The following is a 20,217-nucleotide window of genomic DNA, read 5'->3' as shown; positions in this document are numbered from 1 at the left end:
TAGCATGGGGAGCGGAGGAAGGAATTATTCACGTATCAGCCACGCCCGGATTTGCGGCTATGTTCCATTTCTTCGGCGATTTCGTTTAGGTACGTCCACCTGTCCAACAATTCGTTCAACCGCTCCTCCAATGCCTGTTGCTCTTCGTACAACGCCTGCAATCGACCGTAATCGCCACCGGCCTCGTCCATTTGCTGCGTTACAACGCTCAGAGATTGCTCTACCTCTGCAATCCTATCCTCAATCTCATCGTATTCTTTTTGCTCTTTGAAAGTGAACTTCCGAATGGTGGGCTTCGACGAACGGCGACTCCGCTTTTCAGTCTTTTCAGTATACTTCTCGGAAGGCGCCTCCGACTCCTCCTCTGGATGATGCGCGAGATAGTCTGAGAAGTTCCCGAAGTACGTGGATACCTGTCCCCCGCCCTCAAACGCAAACACTTTCTCTGCGACGCGGTCCAAAAAGTATCTGTCGTGCGAAACCACAATCACTGCACCCGGAAACTCGTCGAGATACGATTCAAGCACGGAGAGCGTAGGAATGTCCAGGTCGTTGGTCGGTTCATCGAGCAACAGGACGTTGGGCGCAGCCATCAGCGTTTTGAGCAGTGCTAATCGGCGCTTTTCCCCGCCAGACAACTTCGCAATCGGTGTCCACTGCAAAGGGCCTGGAAACAGGAACCGCTCCAACATTTGCGCGGCCGAGATGGTGTGGCCATCTTCAGTCACCACGTATTCCACCTCGTCGCGAATATAGTCGATGACCCGCTGCTGCCCGTTCATCTCGTCGTGCTCCTGTGAAAAGTAGCCGATTTTCACGGTGGATCCAATCGTGATAACTCCGCTGTCTGGCGTCAACCGGCCCGCCATCATTTTCATCAGGGTGGTCTTCCCACTCCCGTTGGGTCCCACAATGCCGATTCGGTCATTGCGCATCACAATGTAGCTGAAATCCGGGATCACCGACTTCCCTGCATACGCTTTGGAAACGTGGTCCAGTTCAATCACGGTTCGCCCCAACCGAGAACTTGCCGCGGCAAACTCCAGTGTTTCCGGACCGGTGTCCGGTGTTTGCTCCAAGACTTCGTAGAAGCGTTCCGTGCGTGCTTTCTGCTTCGTACCCCTGGCCTTGGGGCCGCGTCGTACCCACTCGAGTTCATTGCGGAGGAAATTCTGTCGTTTCTCCTCCGAAGCTCTTTGCTGGGCCTCGCGTTCCAGTTTCGCTTCCAGAAACACCTGGTAGTTGCCTGGGTAGCGGTACAACTTGCCCTTATCCAGTTCGAATATCCGATTGACCACGCGGTCGAGGAAGTAGCGATCGTGCGTAACCATCAATAGGGCACCTTTGCGCTTTTGCAAGTACGTTTCCAACCACTGCACACTTTCGTTGTCAATGTGGTTGGTTGGCTCATCCAACACCAACAAATCCGCCGGCTGGATCAAAGCGCTCGCCAACGCGATGCGCTTCCTTTGACCTCCCGACAGCGTCCCCACCACCGCATGAAAATCGGTGATGCCGAGTTTCGTCAAAATGACCTTGGCCTCGTGTTCCAATTGCCAAGCATCCAGTTCATCCAACTGGGATTGGAGCCGAAGTAATTTCGTTTGTAGACCCCTATCCTCCGGCGATTGGGTCAACGCGTCCAAGGTGTGTTGGTACTCTCGGAGCAGCTTCATGACCGGAGCCTCGCCGTGAAACACCTGGTCCAACACCGTGGATGTCGGATCAAACACAGGCTCTTGAGGCAGGTAGTGAACGGTCACCCGACTTCCTAGAATGACCGTGCCGGACTCGGGGTGCTCGACGCCAGCGACCATTTTCAAAAGGGTGGACTTGCCAGTCCCATTGACGCCAATTAGACCAATTTTATCTTGGTCGTCTATGCCAAATGATACGCAGTCCAACAAGACTTTATCCCCATAACTTTTCGACACGTTTTCTGCTGATAAGATGTTCATTGTCACCATGCCCAACATGATTTGTTGCATCCATCATACTTCAGCGAAACGCGATGAGAAAATAGAGGGACATGGCCTGTGGTGAGTCGACCATTTATTCCAACGTTCGCTCAGTCAGTACAGCAGACATCTCAAGCGTTTTTTTGCCACACATCGGGAATCGGTGACACATGCGCACTCTCGCCTAGATGTGGCAAGCCATACATGTCCTCGACGGTGCGGAGGACATTGAAGTGATTGATATACCCGCTGTACGTGCCAGGCTTCACCATGGGACCGACGAAGATAGTGGGAATCGTGTTCTGCTCTGACTGATCATCCTCATCCCACGTGAGAATGAGCAGACTGTTGTGCGTTTTCGCCCAGTCCACATATGGCTGAATGTTGTTCTTCAACCAGATATCCGCGGACTTGACGGTGCCGTTGTGCATATCGTGGTTCAGGTTGGGAATCACGAACGACACCGTCGGCAAGCGCGTGAAATCTGTGGGAAATTGCGAGAACGGGAGGTTGGCGCTGGGCGGGACGTTGGTGAAGGTCACCCAGGGGCAGTGCTTCCGGACATAGGTGGCACCCAACGAAAATACGTGGCCGTTGTTGCAGCCAGTGTATCCGACCGACGGCAAATCTTCCGCGTATCCGGCAAACGTCAGGTGCGCGTCCCGCAGTTCACTGGCCAGATTGGGTGCGGACAGGCGTCGCGGACAAGCGTCACTCGTTACCCCCTGGTTGCTGCCAGAAAACAAGTCGAGGTAATTCGGCTGACTGGGGTGTTCTATTGCATGTGAGTTTGAAAAATACGCTCCCTCATTGCGCAGCGCATTAATGTACGGCGCATCTGGATTTCCAATGATCTCCGAGCGAGAGTGATTCTCTTCCACCACAATCACGATGTGATCCGGTCTCGGCAGGTCAGCACCGGGTGGAGTCGTTTGCGTGACACCGTTTGTGGTATGCACAGTGGATTGCACGGACGGCGCTTGGCGAGGCGTACCACACCCCCACATCAGAATCGCCGCCACGGTTAAGATCACCGGAAGACGAACGCGCGCACCTTCTAAGCGGCTTGACACCTTGGACAATCCATCCACCTCACGTCAAAAGTTTCCAGAATACAATCCATAGTCCTACTGTATCACCAAGGCCGCGTTTCTACGCGAGAGTTTTGTAAGTCGCCGACGCAACATTGTGGGCAAGCATCCGTACGGTCCTCCGCTTGACCGTCACCCCGTTTCCCGTACGCGCTCACCCTGTTGCAACTGATACATCTGATAATAGCGTCCCTTCAAAGCCATCAATTCATCGTGAGATCCGCGTTCGACGATGACACCTTTGTCGAGTACCAAGATCAAGTCGGCGTTACGAATGGTGGACAGCCGATGCGCAATGATGAACGTCGTACGCCCCCGCTTCAGCACCTCGAGTGCGTCCTGAATGACGGCCTCCGTCTCCGTGTCAATGCTGGACGTGGCCTCGTCCAGCACCAGAATGGCTGGATCAAACGCCAGCGCCCGCGCAAACGAAATGAGTTGCCGTTGCCCGGCGGACAGCGTGCTGCCCTTTTCCAGCACAGGCTCATCCCAGCCTTGTGGCAGATGGCCAAGCAGTTTGTCGGCTCCCACATCTCTTAACGCTTGTTCTACACGTTCACGCGGAACTGCTGGATCTCCCAAACTGACGTTGGAGGCGATGGTGCCTGTAAACAGGAACGGATCCTGCAACACGATGCCCATGTGCCTGCGGAGATGTTGCCGCGGAATCATAGAAATGTCTACGCCGTCTATGGTAATCTTACCCGACCGAGGCTGGTAGAAGCGGAACAATAGGTTCATGATGGAGCTCTTCCCCGACCCCGTGTGTCCCACCAAGGCCACGGTCTGACCCTGTTTGGCCGAAAACGAGATGCCTTTTAAGACGTCGTGTTTGCCGTCGTAGGAGAAATACACGTTGTCGAACACGACGTCGCCTCGATACTTGGGCATTTCCCCGTCCACCACGTCAATCCCCGGTTCATCCAGAAGTTGAAACACCCTGTCAGCAGATACGCGAGCCTGTTCGAGGTTTGCCAGCTGGTTGACCACTTGCACCACGGGTTGGAACAGGCGGTTCAAGTAGTCCACGAAAGCGTACAAGGCACCAAACGAGATGGCGCCTGCCAAGTGAAACGACTTCCACCCAAAGTACGCTATCATGGCGACGAAGAACAGGTTGCGCACCATTCCGGCCAGGTTGTAGCCCGTCGCCGAATTGATGCTGAGCAACTGGGTCTGGCTGATATATTGCTCGTGGTTTAACGCCTCAAACTCCTCCAAGGTACGCTCCTGGCGGTTAAACGCGCGAATGACGGGCACGCCTTGAATGGTTTCGTTGATCATCGCATTGATATCGCTGAGCAAGGCGCGAATGCGATGATTGATGGTCACCGCGTACTTCCGGTACAGTGTGATCCACACGGCGAGAATCGGCACGAGCAGCAGACTGATGAGCGCCATGCGCACGTCCAGGATGAAGAGGGCCACGTAAATGCCCACCATATAAATGATGCTGGAGCAGATGTTCGCGAGTACCGTCACGAAGAGATCGCGAATCGCTTCGGTGTCGTTCGTGACCCGCGAGACAATCTTGCCAGCCGGGGTATTGTCAAAGTACTGAATCGGAATGCGGTGAATTTGCCGGAAGACGTCTTGCCTCATTTGCTGTAAAATCCGATTGGCTGAAATTTGAAACAGCAACCGCTGCCCGTACGTGAACAGCACCGACACCATCAGCAGTCCGAAGTAGAGTAGCGCGAGCAGCCACATGCGGGGCAATTCCGGTTTGTAGAATGCGTATAACGCCTGCGTGCTCAAACGAGTCACCGGCAACGTGGCCTCACGACTTCCCTGGTGAACGGTCAACTGTCCATCGTGCACGGTTCTCTCTCCATCAAACGGCAGTGTTCCGTTCACGAAGTAGAACGAGTGACCGACCTGGAGCACACGTGCAGGCCGTCCGCGATGTTCCCCGGCCGAGAAGTAGTCCGCCCGCTTGTACCAGTGTCCCTGGAATGACACCGCGTCCGGACATGGTCCAGACGTCTGATACCAAGGCTGTTCAATGCCGAGGATGTGCCGGTCAATCATCGTCTTGGCGATGAACGGCCCACTCAGCTCGGCGGCCACCGCCACAGCCAACATGGCCAATGCCAGCAAAATGGTGCGCTTGTAGAGCGCCGCGTAGTTGAGTAGTCTCCGACTCACACTCATGGTCTCACCCCACGTTCCGATGCCTCAAGTTGCCCCTCACACGTATCGACGTCTGCCCCGCTTTGGGTCTCCTCATCTATCAATCCATTCAAGCCTTGTTCCGTTTGTTGCCGCAGATACTGCTCAAAATACCAGCCGCCTCTTCGCAACAAGTCTTCGTGGGTCCCCTGCTCGACAATACGTCCTTCGTCCAGCACCACAATCCAGTCTGCATGCTCCACCGCAGACAGCCGGTGCGTGGCAATCAACGTGGTGCGCCCAGCGCGCTCACGGCGAATCTGTTCGATAATATGCGCTTCCGTGCGCGCGTCCACCGCAGACATCGCATCGTCCAGGATGAGGATCTCCGGATCCGTAATGAGTGCGCGCGCCAACGCAATGCGCTGCTTCTGTCCGCCGGACAACGACACCCCTTTTTCGCCCACCAGGGTTTTCAACCCGTTTGGCAACGCTGCAACGTCCTTGCTGAAGCCGGCCATTTCCAGTGCCCGTGCAACCGCTTCGTCCGTCGCCTGCGGCGCGCCGAAACGCACATTCTCTTCGATGGTGCGTGAGAACAGCATCGATTCCTGCGGTACGTACCCTAGCCACCCGTGCAACTGGGAAAGCGAAATTTGCTCAATGGGCACGCCATTGATGCGTATGGTTCCGCGCCCGGTTGGATATTCGCGCAAGAGCTGCCGAATCAATGTGGTCTTGCCACTCCCCGTGCGCCCCACAATTCCGAGCGTGTCGCCACGCCGGATGGTCAACGTAATATCGCATAAGTTGTCTTCTGTAGACCGCGGATACCGGAATGTGACGTACTCAAATTCAATCACCTGCGGGATGGTCACAGGCGTGGCGTCCTTTGCATCCTGCACATCTGGTGGATAGGCGAGCGTCTCGTTCACTCGGTCGAGTGACGCGTTGCCGCGCTGCATGACGTTAATCAGCTCACCGATGGCGAGCATGGGCCAGATCAGCATCCCGAGGTAGACGTTGAACGACGTAAGTTCACCGAGCGTGATTTGGCTGCGAAACACCATGTACGCCCCGTATCCCAGACCAATGAGGTAACTGATGCCGACGAGCAGTTTGATGGTGGGTTCAAAGAGGGCGTCGATGCGTGCGACAGAGACGTTCTTCCGATACACTTCTTCTGTGGTTTCTGCGAAGCGCTGTTCCTCCGCCCGCTCTTGCACATAGGCCCGGACCACGCGGATCCCGGCGATGGTCTCGAGTACCTTGTCGTTCATGTCGCCGAACGCGTCCTGCGCCAGCGTAAATCGGCGATGCACCACCTTGCCGTACTTGGTCACTGCCCAGGCGATGACGGGCAGCGGCAACAGGGACAAGAGGGTTAATTTCCAACTGATGAGCGTTCCCATGGTCAGCAAAATGGTGGCTGAAAAGGTGGTGGAGTCAATCAAGGTCAACATGCCAAACCCTACGGTCTGTGACACCGCGGTCAAGTCGTTGGTTGCCCGCGCCATGAGATCACCTGTGCGGTTCTTTTCAAAGAACGTCGGTGTCATCCTTAAAAAGTGGCGCATCAACCGGGAGCGAAGGGTCCGCTGCAGAATGAAGCCCCCGCCGAACAGCTGGTACATCCATGTGTACCCCATGATGTACGAGACCGCGATGAGCGCCGCGTACATACCCACAATGCCGAGCAGACGGGAAAGGTTCATCGTTCCCTGGTTCATCTGGTCAATCGCATTGCCTACGAGCTTAGGAGGGACGACTTCGACAAAATTCAGGATGAGAAGAATGCCAAGCGCAATCGCGTACCGCCTCTTGTGCTCACGGAAAAACCAACCTAGTTTTTTCAACACAGTAAACATGCATCCAAACCCTCCACATAAAAAAGGTATGCCGCCTGCGCGACATACCTTCGATGCCTCTCAAAATCAGAAACGCAGGTCACGAACGGACGTGACCTGCGTAATCTTCAGTGTCATTGGTTGCGCTGAACCGTTATGAACGTACTCCCTCGGTCACATCCCCATATATGTAGTTGTCCGCAAGAATCCACTGCGTCCTCCAAAGGATGAGTCGCTTGATCATGGGAATGAGACCTCCTTTCAACGTTACATCCTCTTCGCTGACTTTAACATTCCCTTCCTCTTCTGTCAATTGAATTTCAAGTGAAGTAGTCTGCCTGCCACGAAAACGCTCACGTGCTCTTCCCATCCCTTCGTCACGTTTGGGGGGTCTTTCGCCAGGGCTTATAATAGAACTGTTGTCCATCTGCCAGAGAGATGGACCTTTGCATATTATGTTTCAGAATGTGGTAATATTGGTACCTGAGGTGAATCCATTGGAAGCGAAGAAGTGTAGAGAGTCCCGATGTGTAAAAATCAGCCGCGTGTTTCCCCCAGACTTGAATGACCACAATACGTTGTTCGGGGGCAAGCTCATGGCGTATATCGACGATGTTGCCTCCATTTCCGCATCTCGTCACGCACGCGCAGAAGTCGTCACCGCTTCCACAGACTCGGTGGACTTTCTTTCACCCATACGGCAAACAGATTCCGTGTGTCTGTCGTCCTATGTCTCGTGGACAGGCACCACTTCGATGGAAATCTTCGTTAAGGTCGTAGCGGAGGATTTGAAATCTGGGGAGCGCAGGGTGGCTGCCACGGCGTTCCTAACCTTCGTTGCCCTCGACGAGAACGGGAAGCCGATGCGGGTCCCGAAAGTCATTCCAGAAACCGAGGAAGAAAAGAAACTGTATGAAACGGCACCGGCTCGCGCTGAATTGCGAAAGCGTCACCGTGAGGAGAGTAAAAGGCTCGCTGCACACCTCACCGTCGACAAATTTTGGGACGAGATATGATACACGGTGCGGGTGGGATGTTCTCCATGCCCCCCTCAACCGCTTCTAAAAAAGCCTGTTGGTGGAGTGCCAGCAGGCTTTTTCCTGCTTTCCGTGTCTGTCATCCACGCGCCTTCATGTAGACACACAACTGGATGTATATCCAGCCAGGCGAATAGCTTTCCTATCATTATCAAATCGAGATACAATAAACGAAAGTATTCGAATTATTCGAGTGTCACCGTGGCGGTTTTTCATCTGTCACAGAAATGAGAGGAGTTCCGTACAACCATGAGCATCATTCGAATGGAATCTGTTTCTTGCAGGCGAGGCCAAACCACCATATTGCAAGATCTGAATTGGACGGTAGAACCGGGTCAACACTGGGCTATCATTGGCAGCAACGGAGCCGGCAAGACGACGCTCCTCAACATCGTCAACGGGTATGTATGGCCGACCACAGGCACCGTTGAGGTTCTCGGAGAAACGTTTGGCCGTGTCAACATGGCGGAGCTCAGGAAGAAAATTGGTTGGGTCAGTTCGTCCATGACGGAGCGCGTCCATCAATCTCGCCCCGAGGAACGCGCGCTGGATGTCGTGATCAGTGGAAAATATGCCTCCATCGGGATGTGGGCAGACAAATCGGAGGACGACGACAAGCAAGCATTGGAGATTCTTGAAATGTTTCAGTGCGTTCATCTCGCCGACCAACCATTCCACATCCTGTCCCAGGGCGAGAAGCAGCGCATCCTGATAGCCAGGGCATGGATGGCGAAGCCCGAACTGCTCATTCTGGATGAGCCTTGTACTGGACTGGACATCAAGGCACGTGAAACGTTGCTGAGAACCATCGAGTCGCTGTACAAACAGAACCACGGCCCAACATTGTTGTATGTGACACATCATCCCGAGGAAGTCTTGCCCCTGTTCAGCCACACACTCGTGTTGAAGCAAGGCAAGGTACTTGCGAGCGGTGAGAAGGGGCATGTTCTGACCAGCGTGTTGCTGTCGAAAGCGTTCGACGTAGAAGTGGACGTGGCGTGGCAAGCGAATCGGCCTTGGGTTCACGTGATTGCATAATCTCTGAGTTTTCACGCCAGCGATTTGCAAAATCACGACGGACAACGCTTGGGGAATTTTGCAAATCGCTCAATATAAACGGCTCTTCGAGTGCCAGTTCGTTCTTGGAAAAGAAAGAAGGGGGATTTTACCCCCTTCCAATCTATTGTGGAACTTTAGTTTTTCCGTTTTGAACGTGCTGAGACAAAGATAGATCCAATCGATAGCAGAATGGCAACGATAGAGAGCGTGGTAGGTAACCACGTGGATGACTTGCTTGTGCTCGTGGATGGAGCTGGTGAAACGGTGCCCGTTGTAGCACTCGGCGTATTGGCCGATGCTGCCATGATGGTCGTGATGGAGTGAGGCGTCTCTGAATTTTTGTCACCCGTCCACTCTACGATGGAACCGTCCTTGTAGTACTGGAATGCGTTCCACGCAGCGTCTTCTGGTGTTTTTGGGTTTTGAGCGACAAAAGGAAACTCCGCAAACTGGCCCGGGGCAATGCCGCCCGATGTCGCTGTCCAGGTTACCGTTGTTACGTTACCGGACGCATCCTTCTGTTCTGTTACCGACCACCCGGGAACCGCCTCATACTGTTCAAACGTTACCCCATTCGGGATTTTCAACACAACCTTGACGGTTGGGACGTCCTTTTCTGTGGGTACGCGCATGGTGTACTTTTCCCACGCACCAACCGTGGACGTCTGCGGCCAGACGGTGACGTGCGCGCTCGCAATCCCCGCAAACGCAACCATACATGCGGCGACTGAGGCAAACATCGCAGAGAATCGCTTCCAACAACGACGCATGAAGTACCCTCTCCTTTTGTACCTGAGGAATGATTCCTAGTCTATCTCCGACAGTGTTCATTGTAATCGTTATCTGTGTTTATGGAACGAGCCCGAATGAGCGATTTATGACAAGTTATCCACAGGTACCATTCCGGTGGACTACCATCCGGAAACGGTGGAAAGGAACTCCAGGTTCGACTTATATCTGGTTACACTGGATTGCGTCGAACAGATTTCCACGCGAACACAGTCCCCGCCAAACCAATGGAGATGGCCCAAAATAATCCGACCACAATCTCCAACAGCGTCTCGCTGGCTTCCGTTTCTCGCAAGGATCGACCGACCAATACGAATCCCGGATTCTTTCCTGCATGTTGCACGACCACTGCCGCAATGCGCACGCCAGGACGAGGTTGCCAAGTGACCTTTTCCTCACCGTGCTGCCTGGTATATGCAAATACGCCCGACGGTAACATGGGAATTTGTCCATCCAGCAACCCCGAGCTCCCCATTGGAACGCCATGATTGTTGTACACGATGACAAACGGATCCAGACTGGTTGCGATGTCCGTTTGTCTGCTGCGATGGCTGCTACAGCAAATCGAAATTTCCACAAGCCTGCCCGTGGATACGTGAAATAGGCATGGATGATTCCAATGCACAAGTCGACAAAGGTAACCAGCGTCACACGATGGGCTTCGATGACGGACGTTAATTCGTCCTGGTACCGGATACGCCATTGTCGTGGATACAGCTTCAACAACCACTTCGCAAGAGTCTTCACTGGACGTCCCCCCTTATCTCTCAACCGTTCGGAGTCTTGCCTTCCCCACATGAGCGACGCGCTCCAACACTTCCACGCGTTCCTTGAGCACCTGGATTCCGGAAGCTGTAATTCGATACGGTCTTCGACGCGCTTCGGAATCACACGCTTCGATGAGACCTCTTTGCTCCAACCGACTAATCGCGCCATACAACGTACCCGGTTCCAAATGCGTGCCACTAAACTCCCGAATGTCCTCCATCATCGCGTATCCGTGTTTCGGTCCGCTCGCCAAACTTGCCAGTATCAAATACGACGCATCGGAGAACCGTCCTACATCGTGTTTCGGCATGCGACGTCCCTCCCGCAGCAAAATTATAACGTTACACTTACTAAGTATAACTGAATAATACACGCCACGACGGTTGCTTGCAATGTCCTTTTCAACTGCTCGGCACCGCACAAAAAGGGCACCAGTCTACACTGGCGCCCCTTCGTCAGCAATTCACTACGAATGCCTCGTACCTGCAACCGTACGAAACGGTAATGGCACTCGACCGAGCTTGTTACTCGTAGCGTTTGCCTTGGTAAACGACAAACCCGACCGGATGGTGGGTGAAGTGGAGAACCGGATCGCCCGGATTGCCGATAGTGGGGTAAATGTGGTTCTCATCGATGTACTCGCCCTGCAGTTCAATCGCCTGTCCCGCCTGCAAACCGGGAATGGGCCCTGGTAGTCCCAACGAATCGCCATAGCGGATGGCACAAAACAATTCGGGTTTGATGCTTGAGGGATCCACGCCGTCACTTTGAAGGACCTCGATGCGGTGAATCAGCAAGTGGTGATGGGATACACCGTGCTCCACCTTGTCCGATTCAACCGTCTTGATGACCGCTTGGAGGTGGACAACCGGTGCATGTTGACGCTGGAGTGTCGTGGATGTAGCTCCCCCACGGTCCTCGGTCGCCAAAAAATTGATGAACGCCGTAGCATCGAGCGATCCCCATCCGGTACAAGCATCCCAGCCTGGTACCGCGTCATAGCCTTTGACGCCGTTGAATGAATTGTTGCCTACGGTGATATCCCGGTATCCAGCGCTCTTCGGGTTACTGTACAACTTCTCCGTCAGATTGGCCACAGGGGCTAGTCCAAGCTGCGCTCTCCGTTGATTGGCGAGCGCGACAATGGCGGCGAAAACGGGACTGGACACAGACGTTCCCCCTACCACTGCGGGCTGTCCTTGGAAGATGATCTGGTATCCTGTGGCTGGATCTGCGTTCAAGGACACGTCTGGAATGCCTCGCGAAACGACGCCCAGACTCGCCTGGTAATCCGGTCTTGGGAAAAAGGAACTGAATCCTCCACCGGTTGCCCCCCCGTTGTCCGGACCGTTGTACGTCCAAGCGGACTCCGTTCCGTCCGGTTGCAGAGACGTTCCGCCCACGGCCACGGCGTACGGTGCACTGGCTGGGGCATCCGCATGCTGGACCCTCGGGCCACGGGTGTCATGCATGCCATACGCGCCCTGATCCCCCGAAGAAATGCACACCGTCACGCCTTTGGCGCTGAGTTGCTGAATCACGTCGGCAATCTCCTGCATCGCCTGTTGTCCAATATTCAACTCTGCGTCACCGTAGGAGATGGACAGCACGGACGGATGATTCTTTGTATCTTGAAGGACGTACCGCAACGTTGCAAGCACGGCATCGGCGAAGGTCTGGTACGTATCCCCGCCATTGGCTTCATAGACTACGAGTTTCGCCTTGGGTGCGATGGCCCCCGCCCACTGCAAATCTAAGGAAGCCTCTTCATCGTCAGGACTGGTACCTCCGTCGTTTCGGGTGCCATCGACACTTACAAACTCCACCTGGGGTGGCGTAATGCCATGGGCAGCCCAGAAGCTGTGTGCGTCTTGAATGTTGTAGCCGTTGGAGTATTCCAGAATTCCGATGGTCTGTCCTGCCCCGTCCAAATCAGCGGGGATGTTGTACAAGCGCCGGACGTCTTGGGGAAAGTAGCCGCTTCCGTTGTTCGGCAGCACGCTACCCGTCGCGAACAGAATTTTTCGTTTCATGACCATCGTCCTCCCCATTCCAATATTCTATAAATTACGTATGCTTGACTCCATATTAGACCGTAAAGCGCCCTTTGAACAGACAATTTATGGTCCAGATGGATGCTGGGAGATAGTATGATAGACATCAGCGAACGCCAACATCGCGGCAAACAAGGCAAGACGACTCACGCGAATGAATAGTCTACTTCCAAATTGAAAATTTGTGTTCTCCCGAGATAGAGTGAGAGCTTGCGAAAAAAGCGGTCACCTATTCACGGTGACCGCCCCCTCGATATCGTTTGTGATCTTTCTAGTGACGCAATACCTCGACAGACTGTTTTTTCGGACGCAGTGCCGCCCGAGCGGGACGGTTCACGAGGTAAATACTCACCACAATCAACACAATACCCGCGAACAAGTTCAACGTAAACGGTTCATGAAGGAAGACTGTTCCCGTCAATACCGCCACAAGCGGAACCATAAAGGTAAATGACGCCACCTTGCTGGCCTCACCGGATGTCACGAGACGAAAGTACAGGAGCCAAGCGATGGCGACGCCAAACACCGCGCCATACACAAGCCCGATGAGATATGATGGATGCCCCCATCCAATGCGGGTCCATTGTTCTACAACGGTTCCGAACGCTGTCATGGCCAATCCCCCGACGGTGAACTGGACAGCCACAAGCCACAGCGCATCCACGGCGTCTGCAATTTTCTTGGTATACACAGTGCCCATCGCCCAACTGACGGCGGAACCGAGAGCAAACAAGATACCCACCCAGGAAATTTGACCGGACAGGCTTTCCATGCTAATACAAGCCACACCCACGAATCCAAGCAGAAGGCCAACAATTTTCAACACGGACATACTCTCACCGAGCCAAATCCATGCCAGCAAACCAACCAAAACGGGTTGCAAATAGACAATCACGGAAAATAACCCCGACGGCAAATACTGAAGACCGACCGTTTGCAGGACAAAAAACAGGAACGCGTTCAACAACGCTGAAATCAAATAGATGTGCCAGGTTTGTTGCCATCGAATGTTTCGGTACCTGGGCAGTGCCAAAATTGTCAGGAGAAGTCCCCCGAGCAAGCACCGCAAGCCAGCGAACAATATGGGCGGTGTATCATGAAGTGCCATTTTGTAGATGGGCCAACTTAGGCCCCAAATCAACACCAAACAGGCAATCATCCATGCTGTGCGTGTCCGTGATAACTCGCTCATCTTGCAATAACTCCTTATCCATTCTCTGATGTTTTCACTCACTCGGCGTTTGCAACGCGCAGACACTCATGTGGGTAAAGCCACTATGTCTCTCCACTCGGCTCCGCTTTCTGCACGCCAGCACCTTGAGGAGCAAGAAAAAGAGCAGACGTCAACCGCTGCTCATGGAAAATATAGAATACGTGGGATGCTATACAGTGAATGCCCGACATGGGGTGCCGAGCAACGAAATTTATTATAGGCGAAGTACATGACATTGGAAAGACCTGTGTGTGGATTTCCAATCGCGATTTGCAGAATCAATGCAAACGACGCGTTGCTATGCCGTCAGCAACTTTTGCAGTAACCGCAATCGATACGCGTTCATCGCAGTTTGACCCAAATGGTCCAGGAGGTTATAGTTCGCATAGGCACCCACGATGGCACCAATCCCTGGAACCAACTGCAATAGCTTGGCCACATCAATGTAGTCCCTGTATTCCTGCTGAAACATGCGCCAGTCAATTTCTTGTGACTCCTGAATGCACTGGTCCCAGTGCTCAATGCAATCGAGGATGTAGCGCCTCCGTTCGTCGCTGGAAAAAGCCAACTGAAACACATGAAGGATAAACAGGCGTTCGTGATAGTCTGTCACGTCGAACCCATAAATGGCAGCCGCCTCAAACAAAAACTTAAACTTGATGGTGAGCAACAGCGGAAAATCGGCGAGTCCCAATAAGAGACCACCCGCACCGGTTCCGGCGCCTTCGGCAGCGGCCATCTTTTTGTAAGTATTGATGGCCTGTTGCAACATTTCGTCCTTTGCTTCCAGACTCAGATTGCCTACATCCCGTTTCTTCGTCGTAAATTCCGCCCCAGTCAGAACTGCTTGTACCATTTTCTTGATGCTCGCCGTTATCACGACGTGCGCTTTTTCTGGGATCAGCGCGTTCATTTTCGCCTGGGACTTGTTGGCGAGACGCCGAAACCACCCCGACGGCTTTGTGATCTTTCTCTTCCACGCCATCACTTCATCACGGATCTTTTCTTCGTAGGTGCGCATACCATCTTCCCTGCCACAAAGACCTGTTTTGTGTACTCAGCGATTTGCAAAATTACTGTGTCCTTATCTTCAGACGTATATCACATGGGACTGGGCCGCGCAAAAATAGCGGGGGCAACTGCGCATGCAGATGCCCCCGCCAGTGCAGGTGCCCGTTTCCCCGAAAGGGAGAGTATGGCATTCTTTGCGAACATCAACCGACCCGCGCCATCAACTTAAGTTAATCCACACATCCTTGACTTCTGTGTAGTTGTTCAGCGCATAGGATCCCATTTCGCGACCGATACCCGATTGCTTGTAGCCACCGAATGGCGCTGCCGCGTCAAATGCGTTGTAGCAGTTCACCCAAACCGTACCGGCCTTCAACTTGCTCGCAACGTAGTGCGCGTTCCGCACATTTTCGGTCCACAAACCAGCAGCCAAGCCGTACTCGCTGTCATTGGCACGACGAATGACATCGTCCAAATCCTCAAACGGCATCGCCGCCACGACAGGCCCAAAGATTTCTTCTCGGGCAATGGTCATTTCGTCTTTCACGTTCGCAAAGATGGTCGGAGCAACAAAATACCCTCTTTCGAAGGGACGGTTACCGCCTGTCACGAGTTCCGCACCCTCGTTGAGGCCGGAATCGATGTACCGCAGTACGCGATCCTGCTGTTCATCAGACACCAGGGGCCCCATTTCCGTGGTCTCATCAAGGCCCTGTCCCTGACGAATCTTGCTTGCCATCGATGCCAAGTCCGCGACCACGTTGTCGTACGCCTTCTTTTGGATAAACAGTCGCGAGCCAGCGCAGCATACTTGGCCCTGGTTGAACATAATCCCTGAAAATGCACCTGGGATGGCGCGGGACATATCCGCGTCCGGAAGAATGATGTTGGGCGACTTGCCGCCAAGCTCCAGCGTCACGCGCTTCAAGGTGCCCGCCGCTTGCCTCATAATCAACTTTCCGACTTCGGTCGAACCGGTAAATGCAATTTTGTCGACCTGCGGGTGCTCCACTAACGGCGCACCGGCTGTTTCTCCAAACCCAGGAATTACGTTGACAACGCCTTCAGGGAAACCGACTTCCTGAATCAAGCCAGCGAGATACAAGGCGGACAGCGGGGTCTGCTCTGCCGGCTTGAGGACGACCGTACAACCGGTGGCCAGTGCAGCGCCGAGTTTCCACGCGGCCATCAACAGCGGGAAGTTCCACGGGATGATTTGTCCAACCACGCCCACCGGTTCGTGACGCGTGTAGTTGAAAAAGTTCCCACTTACAGGAATGGTCTGTCCTACAATCTTCGTCGCCCAACCAGCGTAGTACCGGAAGTGTTCAATGGCCAGCGGTACGTCGGCATTCAACGACTCGCGGATGGGTTTTCCGTTGTCCAACGTATCTAGTTGCGCCAACTCTTCCTTGTGTTGCTCCATTAAGTCTGCCAATCGATACAGGAGCAGGGAACGTTTCGCGCCGCTGAGCTTGGACCACTTTCCTTCATCAAACGCTTTCCGCGCAGCCTGGACTGCTCGGTCAACGTCTTCCTTCTGTGCTTCGGACACCACAGCCAAAACTTCACCCGTGGCCGGATTTACCGTTTCAAACGTCTTCCCCGACACGGACTCGACAAATTCACCATTGATGAACAACTTCTTCGTGCCCTTTAAGAATTCCGCAACTCTGGGCTTCAATTCCATGTCTCTATCCCCTCCTAATTTAAGCGCTTTCATTCATATGAATGTTTCGACATGATATTCCGAAATCCTTCATCATCACGACAAGTTATCCTGAATTTTCTGTCCCCAAATCCTTCATCGAACGTGCTTACGGCCACGTCGCGAGGGGCGGTCCGGCGAAGGTACAGAATACATCAAAGCTTTTTACACACACTCATAAGCAGGATGACTTACCTTGAAATGTATCGCATGAAATCCCAGAGAAGGAGTTACTGCACTTGAACGGACGGCAGGAATATCAAAAGTGGTTGAATGACTCAGAACTCCCCAAGGCACTTCGCGAAGAGCTTGTCTCCATCCAAGGGAATGAACAAGAGATTGAAGACCGATTCGGGAAAACACTAGACTTTGGCACAGGGGGACTTCGCGGTGTCATGGGGGCCGGTCTCAACCGAATGAACATTTACACTGTCCGCAGAGCGTCTTGGGCCTTTGCGCAGTACATTCTGCGTCAAGGAACCGATGCCACCGCCAAAGGCGTGGCCATCGGATATGACTGTCGCCATATGTCGGCCGAATTTGCTCGCGAAGCGGGTCTCACCATGGCTGCAGTCGGTGTCCACGCATATGTCTCTCCGTACTTGTGCCCGACTCCTGAAGTCTCGTTCAGCGTTCGCCACTTCCAGGCCGCCGGCGGCGTGATGATTACCGCAAGTCACAACCCGCCAGAGTACAACGGTTACAAGGCGTACGGCCCAGATGGCGCGCAGTTGTTGCCAGACGTGACATCGGAAATTCACGCCATTATGATGCAACATCCGGACGTGTTCGAACTGCCAACGATGGCGCTTGACGAAGCGATAAAGCAAGGACGATTTCAATGGATTGCCCGTGACGTCAGAAGCACCTACGTAGACACCGTGGTGCGCACTGTGCAATTTCCATCCATCTCTCAAGACCAACGGAAGGCCCTGACTGTGGTGTACACGCCACTGCATGGCGCGGGCAATGTACCGGTGCGTGAAGCCTTACACGCGGCAGGTTACGAAAAAGTCCACATCGTGCAGGAGCAAGAAGAACCGAACGGCGACTTTCCAACCGTGAAAAGTCCAAATCCAGAGGAACCAAAAGCGCTCGAATTAGGTATTGGCAAGGCACGTGAGGTGTTTGCCGACTTGGTCATGGGGACCGACCCAGACTCAGACCGAGTGGGTATTGCAGTCCGCAGTAAAGAAGGCGAATACCAGTTGCTCACTGGCAATCAGGTTGGGGCCCTCTTAATGGAGTTCATTCTTCGCACGCGCCAGGCCGAAGGCCGCCTCCCGAAGAACGGGATTGTCTTTCAGACCATCGTCTCCTCAGACCTCGGGCGGACAGTAGCCGCGTCATTCGACGTCCCCACAGAAAACACACTCACCGGGTTCAAATACATTGGACATGGCATCACCCGGTACGAACAGACGGGTGAACACACGTTTTTATTCGGGTACGAAGAGAGCTACGGGTATTTGGTGTCTCCCATCGTGCGCGACAAGGATGCCGTACAAACATGCCTGGCCATCGCCGAGATGGTGTCATTCTACAAAAGCCAAGATAAGACACTGCTCGATGCGTTACATGCGTTGTTTGCGAGATTCGGCCACTACCGTGAAGCGTTGATCAGCGTACCCCTTCAACAGAAGGGCGCATCAAACCGGGTGCAGTCGGTCATGGACGGGTTGCGCCAAAGCACGCCAAGCGTCGAAGGTCTCCGCCTTGTCGCCATTGAGGATTACAAGACGTCGAGGCGGTCGCACGTGGACGCTTCGGGACAAGAGACCTCGATGGATACGCTGCAGTTGCCGAAGTCTGATGTACTCAAGTACCTGTATGAAGATGGTTCGTGGATGGCCATACGCCCCTCTGGAACAGAGCCGAAAATCAAAGTGTACCTGGCAGCGCGCGGCCAACATGACGAAGACTGCAAGGCCAAAATACAGCACATGCAACGAACCATTGAACAGCATCTACAATAGCTCGGAAGTCGAAGGCTACTTCTGGCCGCGCGTAGCCCGGTAGTTTTGCAAATCGCTGACATAAAAACAGTTCACGGGAATCCCGATGAACTTTTTTTGTGATTCATTTGTCATTATTGATTGGGTAGCGAACGGCAAATCCGCTGTTTTGCAAGAACTGTCAAGCAAGAAGCCCACGTAACGAATTAGGGGGAAGAATTCGCATATGAATCAATCTTTGTCGGCCACCATGAATGATGCGAAGCAGATCTTCACTAAGGTTCCGGAAATTACGGTCTATTTCTGGATCACCAAGCTGCTGACCACTGGAATGGGCGAAGTGTTCTCTGATTATCTAGTCCAGCATCTAAACCCGTTCATTGCCGTAGCTCTCGCCGGAATCGGTCTGGTAGCGTCGTTGGCACTGCAGTTCTTCGTACGCCAATACGTGGCGTGGATCTACTGGTTCGTTGTCGTCATGGTGAGTATCTTTGGCACGATGGCTGCGGACGTTGTCCATGTTGTGCTTGGAATCCCATACCTTGTATCCACCACGTTCTTTGTGGCGGTGCTGACCATCATCTTCGTAACCTGGTACGCCATGGAGAAGACGCTGTCCATACACAGTATCTATACCCGTCGTCGCGAAGCTTTTTACTGGACCACCGTCATGGCAACGTTTGCACTTGGCACCGCGGCGGGAGACTTGACCGCGTCAACCATGCACCTGGGCTACTTCTCTTCAGGAGTGCTGTTTACCGCCTTGCTTGTTATCCCGGCTCTTTGCTATTGGCTGTTTGGTCTCAATAAGATTTTCGCCTTCTGGTTTGCCTACATCATGACACGGCCAGTAGGCGCCTCCTTTTCGGACTGGCTCTCGGTGTCTCATACCAGTGGAGGTCTCGGACTGGGCAAAGGTCCGGTCAGCCTTGTTTTAACGATGATGATCATTGTCCTTGTCGGTTATCTCGCGGTTACCCGCAGGGATGTGATTCAGCACGAAGCTCGCTCGCCCATGGCTCTTCAGCAATAGCTATATAGGAGCTGCTGAATGTAAGGTTTTTCTCACGAATGCTGGCTCATTCACAAGATATCACCTGGTAAGAGTTCGAGACAGCCATGTTACTGTCGTCGGATGGGGATAACTCGAGCAGAGCGTATGCGGGAACAGAAACAAAGCGGTATACTCTTGCCAACAAAACAACGTGAGCACAGGACGTTCACATCAAAAATTACAGCGCAAGGAGCAGATCCCAGTGATTGTACTCACAGCGAAGTATCAATGTAAGCCGGGGATGGGCGATAAGGTCGAGGAAGCACTGCGTGAAATGATCCGACTCGTCGAGCAAGAGGAGGGATGTATACACTACCTCGTGAATCGATCAAAGGACAACAGAGACGAGTTTTTGCTGTTTGAGCAATACGAAGATGAAGCAGCACTTGCACGGCACTCAGAAACACCCTACTTTCAGCGCATTGTTCTGGATACCGTCATCCCGTTGCTCGAGAAACGAGAGCGCACACTATACACGCCGGTACAAGCATAAACTTGTTGGGGTCAATGGGGCGTCGCACGAGGGCGACGCCTTGGACTCCACTGCCAGCACTTTTGCGC

General features: G+C 53.5%; 16 protein-coding genes. 5 read left to right on the top strand and 11 right to left on the bottom strand.

Features of this window, described 5'->3' with window-relative positions:
• Positions 1-35: 35 nt before the first annotated feature.
• From YWK_RS0100215 to YWK_RS17580, 4 genes are all read right to left on the bottom strand, one after another.
• Positions 36-1,958, bottom strand: a complete 1,923-nt coding sequence (locus YWK_RS0100215; RefSeq protein ID WP_026963181.1) for an ABC-F family ATP-binding cassette domain-containing protein — start codon at positions 1,956-1,958, stop codon at positions 36-38.
• A 131-nt stretch (positions 1,959-2,089) separates the two neighbouring features.
• A complete protein-coding gene (locus YWK_RS0100210; RefSeq protein WP_026963180.1) occupies positions 2,090-3,031 on the bottom strand; it encodes an alkaline phosphatase family protein in 942 nt (313 codons plus the stop codon).
• A 150-nt stretch (positions 3,032-3,181) separates the two neighbouring features.
• Entirely contained in the window at positions 3,182-5,203 is a 2,022-nt protein-coding gene (locus tag YWK_RS0100205) for an ABC transporter ATP-binding protein (protein WP_026963179.1), read from the bottom strand.
• The gene (locus tag YWK_RS17580; protein ID WP_035465640.1) at positions 5,200-7,029 is read right to left on the bottom strand and encodes an ABC transporter ATP-binding protein; all 1,830 of its coding nucleotides are present in this window, start codon (positions 7,027-7,029) and stop codon (positions 5,200-5,202) included. Before YWK_RS17580 ends, YWK_RS0100205 begins: the two co-directional genes overlap by 4 nt.
• Positions 7,030-7,463: 434 nt before the next feature.
• On the opposite strand from YWK_RS17580, the gene YWK_RS0100190 reads away from it, so the two are divergent.
• Entirely contained in the window at positions 7,464-8,024 is a 561-nt protein-coding gene (locus YWK_RS0100190; protein ID WP_051374814.1) for an acyl-CoA thioesterase, read from the top strand.
• 270 nt (positions 8,025-8,294) lie between these two features.
• The gene (locus YWK_RS0100185; RefSeq protein WP_026963177.1) at positions 8,295-9,083 is read left to right on the top strand and encodes an ABC transporter ATP-binding protein; all 789 of its coding nucleotides are present in this window, start codon (positions 8,295-8,297) and stop codon (positions 9,081-9,083) included.
• Between the two features lie 155 nt (positions 9,084-9,238).
• Here YWK_RS0100185 and YWK_RS0100180 read toward each other — a convergent pair whose 3' ends face one another.
• From YWK_RS0100180 to YWK_RS0100150, 7 genes are all read right to left on the bottom strand, one after another.
• Positions 9,239-9,874, bottom strand: coding sequence for a YcnI family copper-binding membrane protein (locus YWK_RS0100180; protein WP_026963176.1), 636 nt, complete (start codon positions 9,872-9,874; stop codon positions 9,239-9,241).
• Between the two features lie 191 nt (positions 9,875-10,065).
• On the bottom strand, positions 10,066-10,470 hold the full coding sequence (locus YWK_RS0100175) for a hypothetical protein (protein ID WP_156908984.1): 405 nt from the start codon (positions 10,468-10,470) through the stop codon (positions 10,066-10,068).
• Positions 10,471-10,653: 183 nt separating this feature from the next.
• Complete coding sequence (locus tag YWK_RS0100170) at positions 10,654-10,971, bottom strand: PadR family transcriptional regulator (protein WP_026963174.1); 318 nt, start codon at positions 10,969-10,971, stop codon at positions 10,654-10,656.
• A gap of 214 nt (positions 10,972-11,185) precedes the next feature.
• Entirely contained in the window at positions 11,186-12,694 is a 1,509-nt protein-coding gene (locus YWK_RS17575) for a S53 family peptidase (RefSeq protein WP_051374812.1), read from the bottom strand.
• A 292-nt stretch (positions 12,695-12,986) separates the two neighbouring features.
• Complete coding sequence (locus tag YWK_RS0100160; protein WP_026963173.1) at positions 12,987-13,907, bottom strand: DMT family transporter; 921 nt, start codon at positions 13,905-13,907, stop codon at positions 12,987-12,989.
• 319 nt (positions 13,908-14,226) lie between these two features.
• Positions 14,227-14,949 carry an EcsC family protein gene (locus YWK_RS0100155; protein ID WP_026963172.1) on the bottom strand — a complete coding sequence of 241 codons (723 nt, stop codon included), beginning with the start codon at positions 14,947-14,949 and terminating at the stop codon, positions 14,227-14,229.
• Positions 14,950-15,159: 210 nt separating this feature from the next.
• Entirely contained in the window at positions 15,160-16,629 is a 1,470-nt protein-coding gene (locus tag YWK_RS0100150; protein ID WP_026963171.1) for an aldehyde dehydrogenase family protein, read from the bottom strand.
• Between the two features lie 257 nt (positions 16,630-16,886).
• On the opposite strand from YWK_RS0100150, the gene YWK_RS0100145 reads away from it, so the two are divergent.
• The 3 genes from YWK_RS0100145 to YWK_RS0100135 all read left to right on the top strand — a co-directional run bounded on the left by YWK_RS0100145 (position 16,887) and on the right by YWK_RS0100135 (position 20,149).
• A complete protein-coding gene (locus YWK_RS0100145) occupies positions 16,887-18,623 on the top strand; it encodes a phospho-sugar mutase (RefSeq protein WP_026963170.1) in 1,737 nt (578 codons plus the stop codon).
• A gap of 205 nt (positions 18,624-18,828) precedes the next feature.
• Positions 18,829-19,635, top strand: coding sequence for a COG4705 family protein (locus tag YWK_RS0100140; protein ID WP_026963169.1), 807 nt, complete (start codon positions 18,829-18,831; stop codon positions 19,633-19,635).
• A gap of 223 nt (positions 19,636-19,858) precedes the next feature.
• Entirely contained in the window at positions 19,859-20,149 is a 291-nt protein-coding gene (locus tag YWK_RS0100135; RefSeq protein ID WP_026963168.1) for a putative quinol monooxygenase, read from the top strand.
• Positions 20,150-20,217: the final 68 nt, after the last annotated feature.

The organism is Alicyclobacillus pomorum DSM 14955, from assembly GCF_000472905.1.
GTDB lineage: Bacteria > Bacillota > Bacilli > Alicyclobacillales > Alicyclobacillaceae > Alicyclobacillus_A > Alicyclobacillus_A pomorum.
The sequence above is the reverse complement of the archived record's forward strand: the minus strand, read 5'-3'. Positions and strand labels throughout refer to the sequence as shown.

Bases quoted from the DNA above. Each gene is read 5' to 3' on its own strand.
- YWK_RS0100215 (WP_026963181.1), bottom strand. From the start codon at position 1,958: ATGAACATCTTATCAGCAGAAAACGTGTCGAAAAGTTATGGGGATAAA.
- YWK_RS0100205 (WP_026963179.1), bottom strand. From the start codon at position 5,203: ATGAGTGTGAGTCGGAGACTACTCAACTACGCGGCGCTCTACAAGCGC.
- YWK_RS17580 (WP_035465640.1), bottom strand. From the start codon at position 7,029: ATGTTTACTGTGTTGAAAAAACTAGGTTGGTTTTTCCGTGAGCACAAG.
- YWK_RS0100190 (WP_051374814.1), top strand. From the start codon at position 7,464: ATGTTTCAGAATGTGGTAATATTGGTACCTGAGGTGAATCCATTGGAA.
- YWK_RS0100185 (WP_026963177.1), top strand. From the start codon at position 8,295: ATGAGCATCATTCGAATGGAATCTGTTTCTTGCAGGCGAGGCCAAACC.
- YWK_RS0100180 (WP_026963176.1), bottom strand. From the start codon at position 9,874: ATGCGTCGTTGTTGGAAGCGATTCTCTGCGATGTTTGCCTCAGTCGCC.
- YWK_RS0100170 (WP_026963174.1), bottom strand. From the start codon at position 10,971: ATGCCGAAACACGATGTAGGACGGTTCTCCGATGCGTCGTATTTGATA.
- YWK_RS17575 (WP_051374812.1), bottom strand. From the start codon at position 12,694: ATGAAACGAAAAATTCTGTTCGCGACGGGTAGCGTGCTGCCGAACAAC.
- YWK_RS0100160 (WP_026963173.1), bottom strand. From the start codon at position 13,907: ATGAGCGAGTTATCACGGACACGCACAGCATGGATGATTGCCTGTTTG.
- YWK_RS0100155 (WP_026963172.1), bottom strand. From the start codon at position 14,949: ATGCGCACCTACGAAGAAAAGATCCGTGATGAAGTGATGGCGTGGAAG.
- YWK_RS0100150 (WP_026963171.1), bottom strand. From the start codon at position 16,629: ATGGAATTGAAGCCCAGAGTTGCGGAATTCTTAAAGGGCACGAAGAAG.
- YWK_RS0100140 (WP_026963169.1), top strand. From the start codon at position 18,829: ATGAATCAATCTTTGTCGGCCACCATGAATGATGCGAAGCAGATCTTC.